General features: G+C 69.8%; 16 protein-coding genes and 1 riboswitch. Of the genes, 6 read left to right on the top strand and 10 right to left on the bottom strand.

Translation table 11 applies throughout. The annotated features are described in order from the left end of the window. Nucleotides 1-27: 27 nt before the first annotated feature. The 6 genes from V1351_RS05705 to V1351_RS05680 all read right to left on the bottom strand — a co-directional run bounded on the left by V1351_RS05705 (nt 28) and on the right by V1351_RS05680 (nt 5216). The gene (locus V1351_RS05705) at nt 28-1311 is read right to left on the bottom strand and encodes a GNAT family N-acetyltransferase (RefSeq protein WP_338751579.1); all 1284 of its coding nucleotides are present in this window, start codon (nt 1309-1311) and stop codon (nt 28-30) included. 66 nt (nt 1312-1377) lie between these two features. After that, on the bottom strand, nt 1378-2535 hold the full coding sequence (locus tag V1351_RS05700; protein WP_338751577.1) for a hypothetical protein: 1158 nt from the start codon (nt 2533-2535) through the stop codon (nt 1378-1380). Then, nucleotides 2535-2831: a hypothetical protein gene (locus tag V1351_RS05695; RefSeq protein ID WP_338751575.1), complete on the bottom strand. Its 297-nt coding sequence runs from the start codon at nt 2829-2831 to the stop codon at nt 2535-2537. Before V1351_RS05695 ends, V1351_RS05700 begins: the two co-directional genes overlap by 1 nt. Nucleotides 2832-2906: 75 nt before the next feature. Next, nucleotides 2907-4226: a bifunctional o-acetylhomoserine/o-acetylserine sulfhydrylase gene (locus V1351_RS05690; protein ID WP_338751573.1), complete on the bottom strand. Its 1320-nt coding sequence runs from the start codon at nt 4224-4226 to the stop codon at nt 2907-2909. A 17-nt stretch (nt 4227-4243) separates the two neighbouring features. Then, a riboswitch (SAM riboswitch) is annotated at nt 4244-4357 on the bottom strand. 75 nt (nt 4358-4432) lie between these two features. Continuing rightward, on the bottom strand, nt 4433-4861 hold the full coding sequence (locus V1351_RS05685) for a hypothetical protein (protein WP_338751571.1): 429 nt from the start codon (nt 4859-4861) through the stop codon (nt 4433-4435). Next, on the bottom strand, nt 4848-5216 hold the full coding sequence (locus tag V1351_RS05680) for a hypothetical protein (protein WP_338751569.1): 369 nt from the start codon (nt 5214-5216) through the stop codon (nt 4848-4850). Before V1351_RS05680 ends, V1351_RS05685 begins: the two co-directional genes overlap by 14 nt. A gap of 41 nt (nt 5217-5257) precedes the next feature. On the opposite strand from V1351_RS05680, the gene V1351_RS05675 reads away from it, so the two are divergent. Continuing rightward, a complete protein-coding gene (locus tag V1351_RS05675; protein WP_338751567.1) occupies nt 5258-6763 on the top strand; it encodes a carboxyl transferase domain-containing protein in 1506 nt (501 codons plus the stop codon). Nucleotides 6764-6814: 51 nt separating this feature from the next. Here the strand turns inward: V1351_RS05675 and V1351_RS05670 are convergent, their stop codons facing one another. Then, nucleotides 6815-7246, bottom strand: coding sequence for a hypothetical protein (locus tag V1351_RS05670; RefSeq protein WP_338751565.1), 432 nt, complete (start codon nt 7244-7246; stop codon nt 6815-6817). A gap of 100 nt (nt 7247-7346) precedes the next feature. Between V1351_RS05670 and V1351_RS05665 the strand changes: the two genes are divergently transcribed. From V1351_RS05665 to V1351_RS05655, 3 genes are all read left to right on the top strand, one after another. Then, nucleotides 7347-7805, top strand: a complete 459-nt coding sequence (locus tag V1351_RS05665) for a helix-turn-helix domain-containing protein (protein ID WP_338751563.1) — start codon at nt 7347-7349, stop codon at nt 7803-7805. Continuing rightward, the gene (locus V1351_RS05660; RefSeq protein ID WP_338751561.1) at nt 7802-8158 is read left to right on the top strand and encodes a DUF86 domain-containing protein; all 357 of its coding nucleotides are present in this window, start codon (nt 7802-7804) and stop codon (nt 8156-8158) included. Before V1351_RS05665 ends, V1351_RS05660 begins: the two co-directional genes overlap by 4 nt. A 153-nt stretch (nt 8159-8311) precedes the next feature. Beyond that, on the top strand, nt 8312-9685 hold the full coding sequence (locus V1351_RS05655) for an L-serine ammonia-lyase (RefSeq protein ID WP_338751559.1): 1374 nt from the start codon (nt 8312-8314) through the stop codon (nt 9683-9685). A 15-nt stretch (nt 9686-9700) separates the two neighbouring features. Here V1351_RS05655 and V1351_RS05650 read toward each other — a convergent pair whose 3' ends face one another. Further along, complete coding sequence (locus V1351_RS05650; RefSeq protein ID WP_338751557.1) at nt 9701-10156, bottom strand: hypothetical protein; 456 nt, start codon at nt 10154-10156, stop codon at nt 9701-9703. Then, nucleotides 10153-11865, bottom strand: a complete 1713-nt coding sequence (locus V1351_RS05645; RefSeq protein WP_338751555.1) for an NERD domain-containing protein — start codon at nt 11863-11865, stop codon at nt 10153-10155. Before V1351_RS05645 ends, V1351_RS05650 begins: the two co-directional genes overlap by 4 nt. A gap of 112 nt (nt 11866-11977) precedes the next feature. Here V1351_RS05645 and V1351_RS05640 point away from each other — a divergent pair, with 112 nt between their 5' ends. Then, the gene (locus tag V1351_RS05640) at nt 11978-12784 is read left to right on the top strand and encodes a hypothetical protein (RefSeq protein WP_338751553.1); all 807 of its coding nucleotides are present in this window, start codon (nt 11978-11980) and stop codon (nt 12782-12784) included. Nucleotides 12785-13295: 511 nt separating this feature from the next. Further along, nucleotides 13296-13631, top strand: coding sequence for a hypothetical protein (locus tag V1351_RS05635; protein ID WP_338751551.1), 336 nt, complete (start codon nt 13296-13298; stop codon nt 13629-13631). Nucleotides 13632-13680: 49 nt separating this feature from the next. On the opposite strand, the gene V1351_RS05630 is transcribed toward V1351_RS05635, so the two are convergent. After that, nucleotides 13681-15351 (bottom strand): HNH endonuclease signature motif containing protein, encoded by a 1671-nt coding sequence (locus V1351_RS05630; protein ID WP_338751549.1) that lies wholly within the window; start codon nt 15349-15351, stop codon nt 13681-13683. Nucleotides 15352-15572 lie beyond the last annotated feature (221 nt).

Below are 15572 nucleotides of genomic sequence, written 5' to 3'. Positions count from 1 at the left end.
CTCACGATACGTGCGCTGGCGTTCCGGTCAGAAGTCGATCGTCCCGACCGGGCCGACGGGCGTGCGCAGGGCGGCGTCGAGCTCGGCCACGGCGCCGGGGCGGTGCTCGGTGACGAAGCCGGCGGCGGCCCGCGCGCCGAGGGTCTGACCACCGAGCCACACCGCGCCGAGGTCACCGATGTCGAGAGTGATGTCGGCACCCTCCGCGGTGTCGACACACGTCCCCACGCCGCCGGTGGCGCTCCAGCGCCAGGTGCCGGTGTTGTCCGTCAGGATCCTGTCCCGCACCTCCACCACGACGTCCAGGTCGGCGGCGTGACCGCGCTCGGTGACCGCGACCGGCAGGTCCACGAGCCGCAGCCAGAGGTTGTCGGCCATCCCGCTGCCTCCGACGGACCGGGGCGAGGGCAGCCACAGCGCGAGGGCGTCGTCGGGAGCCACCCAGTACTCGGTGGTGCCCATCAGGTCGATGTCGACGAGACGCTCGGCGATCGCCAGCCGCGCGCCCGCGTCGGTGGAGATGAGGAAGAAGACGCCGACGGTGCCGTCCGGCTTCCCGTGCGTCCACGTCGGCGTGCGGTGGAAGTGCGCGGCGCCGACGTCGTGGCCGTCCCGGGTGGCCCACAGCAGCCGGGCGGGCTCGCGGGGCCCTCGGCTCTCGGGGTGGTCGACGAGCAGCCGCTCGCAGTCCGGCAGGCTGCGCACGATGTGTCCGGCGCCGGTGCGGGCGCACGTCCTCGCCAGCTGGTGCCAGCGCCTCCCCTGCTCGGGGCCCGCCGTGGTGGTACGCAGGGTGGTCGTGTCGGCGACCTGCCGGACCGCGGGCGGCGCGTCGAAGGTCGTGCCGCGCCCGAAGGAGGACATCACCGTCGAGCTGGTCACGCCGTAGCCGAAGCGGCCGTAGATCCCCGGCTCGGAGGCCTTGAGGACGCTGATCGAGCGACCCTGCTCGTCCCGGGTCCAGCGGAGGTGCTCACGGATGAGCGCAGTGAGCACGCCCCGGCGTCGGTGGTCGGGGTGCACGCCGACCCAGGTCAGGCCCTCGACCGGTCGAAGGGAGGCACCCCCACCTCCCGCGGGGATCGACAGCTCGACGTCCCAGGAGGCGGCGATACCGGCGTCCTCGCCGTCGATCGAGGCGATCCACGCGGCCCGGCCGGGGGTGTCGGCCAGCGCCTGGGAGCGCGGGGTGCGCAGGTCGTCGGCCCAGACGAGCTGGTCCATGTCGAGGACGGCGTCGAGCTCGGCGGCGTTGTCCGGGTCGACCCGGCGCACGGCGACGGGGCTCGGGGCGTGCGCGTCTGAGGTCATGCAGCCGATCCTGCGCCCTCGGGGCCGCTCGGGCAATGTCTTTTCGTGTGGCTACCGACTCGCTGGTCAGTCGTCGGCGCGTCCACCTCCACCGGGTGGCTTCCGGCGGTTCCTGATCGTCTGGCCGGTCGTCCGGGCGGTCCGGATCGTGCTGTCGACCTTGTCCGCTGAGGCCACGGAGTACTTCAGGACGTGCACGCCCGTGGTCACGTGGCCCGCCCCGGCGATCGCCGCCCAGTCGGAGGTCATGTTGGTGATCAGTCGGATGCCGGTGGCGTCGTCGAAGGCGTCCCGGGCAGCGTGTGCGGCGCGGACCCTCGCTCCTGCCGTCGTCTGCTTGGCCCTGGCCCCGGCCTTGTGCCGCAGGCGCTTCGGTGCGCTCCCGGACGCTCGGACGGGGTTGCCGTGGCGAGCCTTCGCCGCGGCCGTCTCACTCGCGCGTCTGGTTCTCCGCACCGCCTGGTCGGCCGTGGCGCCGGCGCCCACGGGGACCTTCACCACGTTGCGCAGGGCCTGCCACGCTGCCTTCCCGGCGCCCGAGTAGCTGCCCTGGTCGTAGAGCGCACGCAGGCCGAGCGTGCCGATCGGGTCCGCGAACTGCAGCAGCCCGATCGGTCGCAGGACCGGCACGACGTCGATGGCGAGGTTGTCGACGGCACCGCTGCGACCCAGAGCACTCAGCCCCTCGAAGAGGTCGTAGCCCCACGGGTCGGTCGAGCTCGAGGCGAGGTCGTCGAGCCGCCGCGCCATGGTCTCCTCGTCGAGCGTCGCCTGCTCCCCCTCGCTCTGGTAGCGCCGTTTGGCGAACTCCCGCTGGTCGGCCGCGTCGCGCCACTGCCGGTCGACCCGTGCGTAGTCGGGGTCCTCGGGCGACATGCCCGCCCGTTGCGCAGCGAGCCGGTTCGACTCCTCGACGTGGTGGTCGTAGGCCGCGCGCTCCCTGGTCATCACCCGCTGCGACTCGGCGAGCAGGTCGGCGTAGGGCGCGATCACCTGCGCGCTCTCCTCCAGCGTGGTCGCGAGATGCTGCAGGGTCTGCGGGACCTCACCGACCTGCTCGGCGAAGGCCACGCCCGAGGGGGACTCCCACACTCCCTTCGTCGAGACCTCGTGCAACCGTGCGGCCGCCTCCCGCAGGGCCGCCGCCCGGGCAGCCAACCTCCGTGCCTCGGCCCGGATCCGGTCCGGGTCGCCGAGCTCCGTGCGGAAGAACTGCAGCGCCATCAGGAGGCTCCCCGGAATCGCCGGTCGATCAGCTGCTCGGTGCTGATGAAGCAGTCACCGGCCTGGTGGGCCAGCTCGCGCAGTGCACGCAGCCGGTCGCACACCTCGACCCGGACCAGCTCCTGGTCACCGAGAACGCCGTCCATGGCGCGCTCGCCGGTGCCGGACGGGAACCCGTAGACGGCCAGCTCGGACGTGCGCGCCGCCGCCTCCTCCAGCAGGTCGGCGATGCTCCCGAGGCGATCGCCGAGCTGGGCGATGCCGTCACCGTCGATCGAGATCCCGTAGCCACCCATGTCGGCAACGCTAGACAACAACGCCGCGGGGCCCGTGGACTTCTCCACAGGCCCCGCGGCGGGGTGCTTCGAGGGTCAGGCCGTCGCGGCGGCGAAGCCCTCCTCGAGGTCGGCGATGATGTCGTCGGGGTTCTCCAGGCCGACGGACAGTCGCACCAGGCCGGGGGTGACGCCCGCGGCGAGGCGGTCCTCCTCCGGGCCCTGCGAGTGGGTCGTCGAGGCGGGGTGGATGACCAGAGAGCGCACGTCACCGATGTTGGCCAGGTGGCTGTGCAGGGTCAGTCCCTCGACGAACTTCCGGCCCGCCTCGAGGCCACCGGCGATCTCGAAGGAGATGATCGAGCCGGCTCCCTTCGGCGTGTACTTCTTCGCGGTCTCGTGGCTGGCGCTGGTCGGCAGCGAGGCCCAGATGACCTTCTCGACCTGCGCGTGACCACCGAGGAAGTCGACGACCGTCGCGGTGTTCGCCAGGTGCCGCTCCATCCGCAGGCTGAGCGTCTCGATGCCCGTCCCGATGAGGAAGGCGTTGAACGGCGAGACGGCCTGGCCGAGGTCGCGCAGCAGCTGCACCCGTGCCTTGAGGATGAAGGCGAGGTTGGCCCCCAGGGCGCCGCCCACGCCGAGGTCCGGGCCGTAGCGCAGGCCGTGGTAGCTCTCGTCCGGCTGGTTGAAGCCCGGGAACTTCTCCGGGTCGGCGGCGAAGTCGAACGACCCGCCGTCGACGATGACGCCGGCGATCGAGGTGCCGTGACCGCCGAGGAACTTCGTCGCGGAGTGCACGACGATGTCCGCGCCGTGCTCGATCGGACGCAGGTTGTACGGGGTGGCGATGGTGTTGTCGACGACCAGCGGCACGCCCGCCTCGTGCGCGACCCCCGCGATCCCGGCGACGTCCAGCACGACGTCCTTCGGGTTGCCGATGGTCTCGCCGAAGAAGGCCTTCGTGTTCGGCTTGACGGCGGCCTTCCACTGCTCGAGGTCGCCCGGGTCCTCCACGAGGGTCACCTCGATGCCGAACTTCGGCAGCGTGTGCTGGAAGAGGTTGATCGTCCCGCCGTAGAGCGCAGCGCTGGCGACGATGTGGTCACCGGCCTCGGCGACGTTCATCAGCGCCATCGAGGTCGCGGACATGCCGGACGAGACGAGCAGGGCACCGACACCCCCCTCGAGCGCGGCGATCTTGTTCTCGACCGCCTCCTGCGTCGGGTTGGTGATCCGGGTGTAGATCGGGCCGAGCTCGGAGAGCGCGAAGCGGTTCTTCGCGGTCTCGGTGTCGGGGAAGACGAAGGACGTCGTCTGGTGGATCGGCAGTGCCCGCGAGCCGGTCGTCGGGTCGGGAGCCTGGCCGGCGTGGATCTGCTTGGTCTCGAAGCTCCACGTGGACGGGTCGGACATGTCTGTGCTCCTGGTGTGGTGCGCGCTTGAGCGTGGCGGTCGCCACGTCCCTGGTCGTCTCCCGGGGCACCCCACCGCGGAGGAGGGTTGCCGGCCAGCAAGCCGGGGCTTGGACACTGGCACTCAAGACCTGCCACGGAGCATAGACAACGGCTCCGCGCGGGTGGGTGGGTGTCTCACCTCCCGGGCGAAGGGGGTGGCCCCCGTCACTCCCCCGCGCCGCGGCGGGCGCGCTGGACCCGACGGACCCGGCGGATCCACCACAGCCCCACGAAGGGGAGGACGAGCGGCGCGTAGCCGTAACCGGAGCCGTAGTGGGACCAGACGGTCTTGTCCGGGAAGAGCTCGGGCGCCAGGTAGGACAGGGTGCCCACGGTGAGCACCCCGATCGCCTCGACGAGGATCGCGCCGGTGGCGATGCGGGCGCCGGTGGCACCCCCCTTCGCCAGGGCGATGGTCGCGACGATGTAGATCACGGCCGCGAGCGAGGAGAGCACGTAGGCCAGGGGTGCCCGGTCGAAGTACTCGGTCACCTGCAGGATCGAGCGGCCGGTCGCGGCGAGCGCGAGCACGGCGTACACGGCGACGACGACGCGGCCCGGTCCGGTGCCGGTGCGCACCTCAGACGGGGCCATGGAGGTTCCAGATCTGCAGGATGCGGTAGGCCATGACGCCGACGGTGAAGGCACCGGCGATGACCACGCCCATGGCCCAGCGGGTCTTCTCCTTCAGCGCGATGAAGACGACGACCGGCGGGATGAGCGGCAGGGTCAGGGCGTAGGCGAGCATCGTCGCGCCCTGCCCGGTCCCGGTGACCCGGGCCTGTGCGAACGCGCTGACGACCGCCAGGACGAGCAGGGAGAGCTCGACGATCGCGGTGACGAGCAGCATCCCGTCGTCGACGAGGCGGTCGACGATCATGTAGACCAGAGCCATCACCGCGAGCACGCCGACGGCCACGATCACGGCAGTGGTCAAGGGCACAAGCACGGCGCAAGAGTACCCAGCGCGGCGACTGGCAGGATCACGGCATGAGTTCCGCTCGCCTGACTGCCCACGAAATGATCGACACGGTCGTCGACGCAGGCACCTTCGTCTCCTGGGACGAGCCCCTCGATCTCGCCGGCCTGGACGAGACCTACCTCGCCTCGCTCGAGCGTGCCGCCGAGCGGGCCGGCACGGACGAGTCGGTGATCACCGGGTCCGCCCGGATCCACGGGCACGACGTCGCCCTGATCGTCGGTGAGTTCCGCTTCCTCGGGGGCTCCATCGGCCGCGCCGCCGCCGGGCGGATCGTCGCCGCGGTCCGGCGGGCCACGACCGAGCGTCTGCCGCTGGTCGCCGCGACCGCGAGTGGTGGCACGCGCATGCAGGAGGGCACGCCCGCCTTCGTGACGATGGTCGACATCTCCGCGGCCGTCGTCGCGCACAAGGCGGCCGGTCTGCCCTACCTGGTCTACCTGCGTCACCCCACGACCGGTGGGGTCTTCGCGTCGTGGGGGTCCTTGGGGCACATGACGATCGCCGAGCCGGAGGCGCTGATCGGCTTCCTCGGCCCGGTCGTCTACGAGACGGTCAACGGCGAGCCCTTCCCGTCGGGCGTGCAGCTCGCGGAGAACCTTGTCGACAAGGGCATCGTCGACGCCGTCGTGCCCACCGACCAGCTCGCCGGGATCGCCGCCCGGGCACTGACGCTGCTGTCGGCGACCACCGAGCGGCACGCGCATCCCGTGGCCCGGGATGCCTCCCCCGGCTCCCCGGCCGCGGAGGGTGAGGACCCGGTCTGGCAGATCAGCCCCTTCGTCTCCCGGCCGGAGCCGACGCAGGAGGAGATCGACGATCTCTGGTCGGCGATCACGGTGACGCGACGGGAGGACCGCCCCGGTGTGCGCGAGCTGCTGCGGTACGCCGCGGACGACGTCATCCCGCTCAACGGCACGGGGTACGGGGAGTCGGACAAGGGCGTGATGCTGGCGCTGGCCTCCTTCGGTGGGCGTCCGTGCGTGCTCGTCGGGCAGGATCGGCGCTACCAGGTCGCCGAGTCGATGGGCCCGGCCGCGTTGCGTGAGGCGCGGCGCGGGATGGTCATGGCCACCGAGCTGGGGTTGCCCCTGGTCACCGTCATCGACACCCCCGGCGCGGATCTCTCCCCGCACGCGGAGGAGGGCGCGCTGGCCGGCGAGATCGCCCGCTCGATCGCGGACATGACCGCTCTGACCGTCCCGAGCGTCTCGGTGCTGCTCGGGGAGGGCACCGGCGGTGGCGCCCTGGCGATGCTGCCCGCTCGTCGGGTCATCGCCTCGAGCAAGGCATGGTTGTCGCCGCTGCCCCCCGAGGGCGCGAGCGCCATCCTCTTCAAGGACACCGACCACGCCCCCCTGCTCGCCGCGCGCCAGCGGGTGGGTGCCCAGCAGATGCTCGAGGACGGCTTGGTGGATGTCATCGTCCCGGAGGAGCCGGCCGCGCACGAGGACCCGGAGGGCTTCGCCGCCGCGATCGGCGCCGCGATCGCCGAGCAGATCAACGATCTGCTCTAGCTCCATCACCGATGATCGAGGTGCGACGAGCGCCAGCGAGGAGCCTCGAGGTCATCCCGCCGCGCGCAGCTCCTCCCACTGCGGCATCTCAACAACGCCGTGGACGGTGGCCAGGTAGGTGCCCAGCAGCGGGACGCCGTGCTCGCGACAGGAGGCGATCGCCGCCTCGTGCCACGCGCGGGCCTCGTCGTCGGGCTCGTGGCCGCGGGGGCGGCCGACGGCGACGACGATCCCGCTGAGCATCTCGCCGAAGCTCCCGAGGAAGGTGTCGAAGACCTCCCGCCGCCGCAGGTGCGGCTCGTCGTCGAGGTCGGTGATCGCGACGGGTTGCAGCAGTCGGTCACCGTCACCGCACAGCAGGATGCTCAGGCACCCTCCCTCGCGGTCGCTCTCGCGCACGACGAGGTCGACGATGTCGGGGGCGATGTCGGTGTCGGTCAGGGAGCGGGTGGGCCAGTCGCTGGGCAGATCTTGGAATGTCATGCCCTTCATCATGGCCACATCGGCCGTTGCCACCGCCAGGTTTTCCACAGTGGCCACTGTTGGAACGACCTTCGATAACGCGGCGCGTTATCATGGGGGCATGGCCAACGACTACACACGCTTCCTGCGCGGGCGACGCGCGATTCTCGGCATGTCGCAACGGGACCTCGCCCAGGCGTCCGGGGTCAAGCAACCGTTGATCGCCGCAATCGAGTCGGGGCGGCGGCACCCGTCGCAACCGTCGCGGGCAGCGATCGATGACGCTGTGGCGATGCGCCCCTCGGTGGCGCTGGCCGCACGACGCCAGCAGGTTCGCGACATCTTCGCCCGTGCGGGTCTTCCGGAGCCCACGGTGTTCGGGTCCGTGGCGCGTGGCTGCGATCGTACCGACTCCGACATCGACTTGATGGTGGACTTCACTGATCGACACGACATCGTCGACCTGCTGACGCTGGAGGCCGAGCTCTCGGCCCTGCTCACCTTTCCGGTGGACTTGGTCGACGCCCGGATGCGCGGGGTGGTCACGGGCAGCGGAGCCATCGAGGCTGTTGCACTGTGACCGCCAACCCGGACGACGGTGCACGCGTTCAGCGTCGACTCGATGACTTGTCCATGTTCGGCGGTGACGCTGCCTACACGGTGAGCCTCGGTATCGACGCCTATCTCGCCGACAGCTCACAAGGTCGGGTGCTGCGTAACAGCGGTCGGCACATCCTCATCCAGGTGGCGACGGTGGCCGAGAAGTTGCCGGCAGACTTCAAGCAGGCTCACGACTCCGTCGACTGGATCGCTCTCGCCCGCATGCGCAACCTCATCACCCATCACTACGACAAGGTGGATGATCGCTTGGTGTTCGCCGCCTTGGAGCGTCGGATCCCCACCCTGCTCGATGCCTTGGGGAAATCGACCTGAGGGAAGCACTTCCGCCCACGCGGTGCGTGGGACCCAGCACCTCGGGGACCACCTCCTCGCCCAGACAGCGCAGGTAGTGTGATGTGCGGCACGTCGTCCACCCTTGACGGCTGCCGTCCGTGCCCCACCCCGAGCACCCAGGAGTCAAGTTCCGTGGCACTCAGTGTCTTCGACCTCTTCTCGATCGGCATCGGCCCGTCGAGCTCGCACACCGTCGGTCCGATGCGGGCGGCGGTGACCTTCGGTGAGACCCTCCGCGAGGAGGGCGTCCTCGACCGGGTCCACCGGGTCAAGGGCGAGCTCTTCGGTTCGCTCGGCGCGACCGGCCACGGGCACGGCTCCAACACCGCCGTCCTGCTGGGCCTGTCCGGCGAGCGCCCCGAGGAGTGCGACCCGCGATCCGTCGCCGGGAGGCTGGCCGGGATCCGCGAGTCCGGTCGTCTCTCCCTGCTCGGCGAGCACGAGATCGCCTTCGACGCGGACGAGGACATCGTCCTGCACCGCCGCAAGACGCTGCCGCTGCACCCCAACGGGATGACCTTCACCGCGTGGGGCGAGGGCGAGGAGCCGATCAGCAGCCACACGTACTACTCCGTCGGCGGCGGCTTCGTCATCGGCGAGGACGCGTCCGGATCGACGAAGGTCGTCGCCGACACGACCCCGGTCGCGCATCCCTTCACCACCGGCGACCAGCTGCTCGCGATCTGCGAGGAGACCGGCCTGTCGATCGCCCAGGTGATGCTGGAGAACGAGAAGTCCTGGCGCACCGAGGAGCAGGTGCGCGCCGAGCTGCTGCACATCTGGTCGGTCATGCAGGAGTGCATCGACAACGGCGTGCGCAGCGAGGGTGTGCTGCCCGGTGGCCTGAAGGTCCGCCGTCGCGCGCCGGAACTCTCCCGCCGGCTGCGCGCCGAGGGCACCAACGACGACCCACTGCGCGGGATGGACTGGCTGACCCTGTACGCGCTGGCGGTCAACGAGGAGAACGCCGCGGGTGGCCGCGTGGTCACGGCACCGACGAACGGCGCGGCGGGCATCATCCCCGCGGTGCTGCGCTACTACGTCGACTTCGTGCCGGGCGCCGACGACGACGGCGTCTGCCGCTTCCTGCTCACCGCTGCTGCGATCGGCGTGGTCTACAAGGAGAACGCGTCGATCTCCGGCGCCGAGGTCGGCTGCCAGGGCGAAGTCGGCTCGGCCTGCTCGATGGCGGCCGGCGCGATGGCTGCGGTCCTCGGTGGCTCGGCCGCCCAGGTGGAGAACGCCGCCGAGATCGGCATGGAGCACAACCTCGGCCTGACCTGCGACCCCGTCGGTGGGCTCGTGCAGATCCCCTGCATCGAGCGCAACGCCGTCGCCGCGGTGAAGGCGATCACGGCGGCGCGCACCGCCCTTCGCGGGGACGGCTCGCACGTGGTCTCCCTCGACAAGGTCGTCAAGACGATGCGGGAGACCGGCCGGGACATGAAGGTGAAGTACAAGGAGACCGCGCGCGGCGGTCTGGCCGTCAACGTCATCGAGTGCTGAGGGCCGCTCCCCGAGTCAGCCGGGGTAGCCGTTCCTCTGGTTGACCCTCACCGCGCCCTGGTAGGAGTCGATCATCGACCAGATCCAGGCGCCGAGGGCGATCGGGAGACCGATGAAGCCGATGAGGATCCAGCCCAGGCAGACGACCAGGACCCAGCCGCCGACGTAGGCGCTGAGGAAGGCCACCCCGATCCCGACGTCGCCGTTGATCATCTCCCCGAGCCCGGGGATGAAGAAGGATGCCAACAACGACAACGCCGGCTCCTTGCGCGCGGCGGGCATCACACCGGGAGCGAAGGGGGGCGGCTGGCCCCCGGAGCCACTCTGCTGCCCGTAGGGCATCACCTGGCCCTGCGGCGGGGCGCCCGGGGCGGGGCCCGGTGGCACGGACGTGGAGTGCGTCCACTGCTGCCCGTCCCAGTAGCGACGTTCGCCCTCGTGGTCGTACCAACCCGGCGGGTGCTCGTTCATGATCCCCTGCTCTCCTCGTCCCCTGATGTGGCGCCGACTGTACTCGCGGCGTCGACGAGGATGCGCGAGACCTCGTCGCCGGCGTGCGTGATGGTGTCCGGGTCACCTACGACGACGAGCCGGTCGGTGGCCCGGGAGAGGCCGACGTAGAGTCGCTCACGGAAGCGCTCCCGGGTGCCGTCCTCGTTGACGGACAGCACGACGACGCGACGCTCCATCCCCTTCGCCCCCAGCACGTGGCCGAAGAAGACGTCCTCGTCCTCCCAGAAGGTGCGCCAGTACCCGTCCTGCCCGAGCTCCTCCTGGCGCTCGACCTGCACGGGGTGGCGGTGGCCGGTGGTCAGCAGCGCGATGTGCCCGGGCTCCCACCCCTCGTCGATGAGCAGGTCGACCTGGTCGTCGGCTGTGCCGACCGCGTCATCGGCGCTGGTGGGGACGAAGGTGACGTCCGGGCCGTCGCCGCCCTCGAGCCGCATCCGTAGTGGCGCCAGCGGTTTGAAGACCTCCGCGATCTGCTTGGTGTTGCGCAGGTTGTGGTCCAGGACGAGGGGCACGAGCGGGACCGGGGGCCGGCCGAATCGGTTGAACAGGCGCTGGTTCTCGTCGGAGTAGATGAACAGGCCCCCGTCGCTCTCGTCGGTGAGCGCAGCGATGAGCGGGCGCCACCACGACTCGGCGAAGTCCTGCGCCTCGTCGACGACGAAGGAGTCGTAGCGCTCCCCCGGCGCCAGCTCGGCCGCGCGCTCGGCCATCAGGGCCGGCAGGGTCTCCTCCCAGTAGTCCGGGTCGTCGCGGGAACCGGAGGGCACCCCCCAGAGGTTGGCGAGGTCCTCGAAGGTCCCGACGAACGAGGGGCGCTGGCGGTGTGGCCAGGTCGCGACCTCGCGCGTGAAGTGGGTGGCCAGGCCGATCGAGTAGCACAGCAGCGCGACGCGCTCGGCGGGACGTCCGTCGCGCCCGGCAGCCAGCTGGCGGGCCTGGGTGAGGGCGAGGACGGTCTTGCCGCTGCCGGCCCCGCCGCGGATCTCGACGCGACGCAGCAGACGGGTGACGCGCAGGATCTGGCTCTGCTCCTCGGTGAGGCGGTCGGCGCGGTGCTGGCGCTCGTCGGCCTCATCGGCGACGGACGGGACGGCGTCGGTGCCGCGGGCGGTGAGGATGTCGACGATGACCGCGCAGTCGTCGTCGGTCGGGATGCGACGGTTGTTCTCCAGTCCGATGGGGATGTCGGCCAGCCGGCGAGCGAGGTCCGGCATGTCGTGCTTGTCGTGGATCATCCATCGGGGGCAGTCGGGGAGGTCGAAGTCCTGACCAAGACCGACGAAGGGGGTGACGACCGCGTGCGCGAAGCGAACCCGGGTCCGGGACGAGTCGGCCCACCGCCGGTCGGACTCGACGTACTGCCGGATGGCGTATCGGGACTCACGCGCCTGGTCGACCGGGTGAATCGGCACCCGCTTGCCGCGACGCACGGTGCTCCACGCTCCGTCCTCGATGCGCACTTTGCCGCCCTTGACCTCCACGACCACGACGCCCGCGTCGGGCAGGACGAGGACGAGGTCTGCCTCGTGGTCCTTGCGGCTGTCGGTCAGCCGCAGGTTCGCGATGAGCGTGTCCTCGGGGCGAAGGGAGTCACGCAGCCGCTCCCACACCACCTGCTCGGACTCGGTCGTGAAGCGTGGGTCCTGCGGAATCAGCTGCGGTGCCATGTGCCGAAGATATTCGGAGTCGGTCTTCTCACGTAGGCGTGCAGTACAACGAATCCCTTACGGTTGTTGGGAATTCATGGAATCTGCCATGCAATGAATGCACCTTTGGCGCATGACCATGACACGAGCGACCCCCTCCAAAGTCGCAGTCCTCGCCCTCACCACCCTGACCTTCGGCACTGCCTGCGGCGCAGTCTCCGAGCTGGCCTCCACCGACGGGGATCCACAGTCCGAAGTGGTTTCTGGCGAGGCCCAGGAGTCCGAGAGCAGCTCCGCCGAGGTTGAGGAAGCCGAGGAAACCGAAAAGGCAGACGCGGCTGACGCGGCCGCAGCTGAACTGAAGGTGGTCGACTACGGGTTCACCCAGCTCGATGGGGGCGAGTACGGAGAGCCCGGGGTGACATTCGGGGTCGTCATCAAGAACTCGGGTAGCGCGATCGCCACGAACGCTCAGGTCCAGATCAGTTTCACGGATTCCAGCGGCACGGTGGTCGACACCCACGAGGACTACCTGACCGCAGTTCTCCCGGGGACCTCAGTCGCTTTTGGTGACTACCTCTACGACGCAAACAACGTCAACAAGATGACCGTCCAGGCCATGCCCGGGCAGTCGGAGCCGCTCGAGGGCGAACCAGCCAACTTCAAGGTATCCAAGGTGAACACTCGGGCTCAGGAATTCGGCGGACTCAAGACGACAGCAACCGTCGAGTCCCCCTTCACCAAGGATCTCAAGGACCTCCAAGCCGTCGCGATCTATCGGGACAAGAGCGACAAGATCATCGGTGGGGACTTCACGTTCCTGAACTTTGTCCCGGCGGGGGGCAAGGCGTCAGTGTCCATCGACTCGTTCACTGAAGGCCTCACCCCGGCGAGCACCGACGTCCACATCGCACTGTCCGGCCTCACCCTTCTCGACTGAGTTCATCGCGCAGACGTTCACCTGCCCAACATCCACGCCACCGCTGCCATCGGGAGTCAAGCCACATGACCAGAACCAGCCGACGCATTCCACTTCACTTCAGCGCGGCAGCCCTGGTGGGTGCACTCACGCTCGCTGGCTGCAGTGACTCTCCACCGGATCGAGCGGGAACCGTCGGCGAGTCCTCTGCTGACGCTGGGGAGAGCGCTACAGAGGACAGCTCACAGACCGGAGAGACCGAAGAGGTCGAGCTGGACTCTGTCGGCCAGAAACTATCGAGTGAGGAGGCCAAGGCGGCCCTTCCGCCTGTCTCTGCGCTCCCCACCGGGTGGAGCGTGGATCCCGAGAACACTCTCAATGACGAATCGGAGTCCGACGCCGAATCCGATGAGTCGATCGAGCCGGCCGAGTGCCAGACGATCATGGACGACCTCTCGGAAGAACAGGACCAGGAACCTACCGGGGAGGCGTCCCAGACGTACACCGCGGGAATGCTTGGCCCCTTCCTTGGGTGGAGATCAGCTCGTTCGCCGACGAGGTTCCCGAGGACAGTTTCGAGAAGGCTTTGGACGCTCTCTCGACCTGCTCGGAGATCACCTCGACCGAGGACGGGACGACGACGACCTTCAAGATCTCCAGCCTGTCGTTCCCGAACCTGGGTGAAGAGTCCGCTGCGATCCGGATGGCTGGAACAGCCGACGAAATGACAGTCGGCCTCGACATGGTCATAATTCGCGCTGGCCACAACCTTGTCACCTTGTCCCAGGCGACGATTGGAGGAGCGGCTGACTCGGACGCCCTGGAGAAGGCCGCCCGCGCGACTGTCACCAACATGGAGTCGGACTAGCGGCTGGCTGATGCTCCTTTCGCCCCCTCCACAGGGGGCGAAGGGAGTGTTAGAAGGGAGGCTCGGCCGACGCCTCCTGCGGCCCCCCGATACTGACCAGACTCTCCGACCGCAGAGCCGCGTAGGCCTGCGCGTGCTCCTTGTCGAGGTCGCAGATAACGCCGCTCTCCTTCGCCCCCTCTGAATGGGGCGAGTCCTCATCCTCCTCCGTGTGGATCCACTGGGCAGGGAAGGTCATCGCCGCAACACCGCCCGGACTGATCCACTCGGAGGTGCCGTCCGCACCCTGGCGGTGGGTCCACCGGTCGGAGTGCTTGAGCCGGTGGTGGTGGCGGCACAGCCCGGAGAGGTTGGCCGGGGTGGAGGCGCCAGCGGGCCAGGGGGTGGCGTGGTCGAGGTCGGCGCCGTGCTCGAGCCCGCTCGCGCGGACCCGCCGGTTGCAGCCCCACATGCGACAGACTTCGTCGCGGGCGGCAACGAACTCGCGCATCGAGTCGGTGATGACGTAGCGCGGGTTCGAGGTCTCGACGAGGGTTCCGGTGCGGGCGTCGAGGAGGGCCCGGGAGACTCTCGTCTCGAGGTTGCTGACGATGGCCGCCACGGCGTCCGGTGGGATGTAGCCGACGCCGGGGATGTCGCACCCACTGATCCAGGTCGGCGCCCCGTCCGGGCCGAACGTTGCCGGGACCTGGGAGGTGACGGCGTCTCCCGCCCACTCCTCGGCGAGGACATCGACTGCATCAGCGCCCTCACCGGTGACGAGTCGCCCCTCGCGCGCGGTGGGACCGTGGAGATCCTCACCGATCGTCGTCCCGGGGTGGTCCCGGTGGGGAGTTTCGCCCCCTTCGTCGGGGGCGAACGCGAGACGGGAGGCCGCTGAGGTGATGACGGGGATGCCGATCCTGACCTGAGTGCTGAGCTCAACGCCGCGCAGGGCGAGGTCGGCCAGGCCCCACGCGCGGGCCGCTCCGGCGGTGAGGTCGGGCTCGTCCACGAGGCGCTGCGTGGCGGCCTCGTCGATGGCGCACTTGAGCGCCAGTCCGACCTCACTGGGGAGGGTCGCGTGGAGGTCGGTGGTGCCGACTGGCCCGGCGCTGAAGCGGGCATTCAGCTGCTCGCGGCGGTTGCGCCTGCTCTCGCCGTCCAGCAGGTCGGGCTGGGCCCGCTGGAGGATGCGACGGCAGGCCTTGCGGATCTCGCGCTCCTCCAGCTCGACGATGCGGATCGACTCGGGCCGGCCGCGCATCGGGGCGAGGAGGTGCTCGACCACGGCCGCGACGGCATGTGCCTCGGCCAGGCGGGTCTCCTTGGCGACGACGCCCATGGCCCGCTCCCGCAGCCGACCGTCGGCGATCAGGTCGGCGAGCTCGTGCAGGTCGGTGACTGCGCGGGCGGCGAGGTCGCACCGATCTCGGGCCTCGTACGTGCTGGCTCGCAAGGTGACTCCGACGGCTTCGACAGCAAACTCGGCGACCTCGCCCTCGCGGAGGTGGACGGCGCGGTGGATCCCGTCCGGACCGCGCTCCTCACCCCAGCGCACGGCGTGCCCAATCACCGACAGCTCCAGGGCATCGGCCGCCCGTCTGAGTCGCTCCGTGGTCTCGAGGACCTGCGTCAGCGTCTGCTCGTCGGCTCGCCCGCCTCGCGCGCTCACCCTCTTGCGGGCGTTGCCCAGTCCTTGGAAGGACTCTTCCACCATGGTCAGCTCTTCGTCGAACATGTGTTCGAGTATGGCAGTGGCCACTGACAGCGCTGTGGCGTCGGATCGTCCAGAGCACCAGGGTGGAGCCAACTGCGGCGAGGGAGTGAGAGACGGCCGTCCGCCTCGTGGAGACGAGGTCTTGATGACCGACCTGAGAATCGGAGATCAGTTCAGCTTCGACGGGTCTGTCTATAGCGTGGCGGAGCCGCCCCAGTCCACCGCTGAGCTGATGGCCAACT

Origin of the sequence: Janibacter sp. A1S7 (assembly GCF_037198315.1) — a bacterium.
Lineage (GTDB): Bacteria > Actinomycetota > Actinomycetes > Actinomycetales > Dermatophilaceae > Janibacter > Janibacter alittae.
The sequence above is the reverse complement of the archived record's forward strand: the minus strand, read 5'-3'. Positions and strand labels throughout refer to the sequence as shown.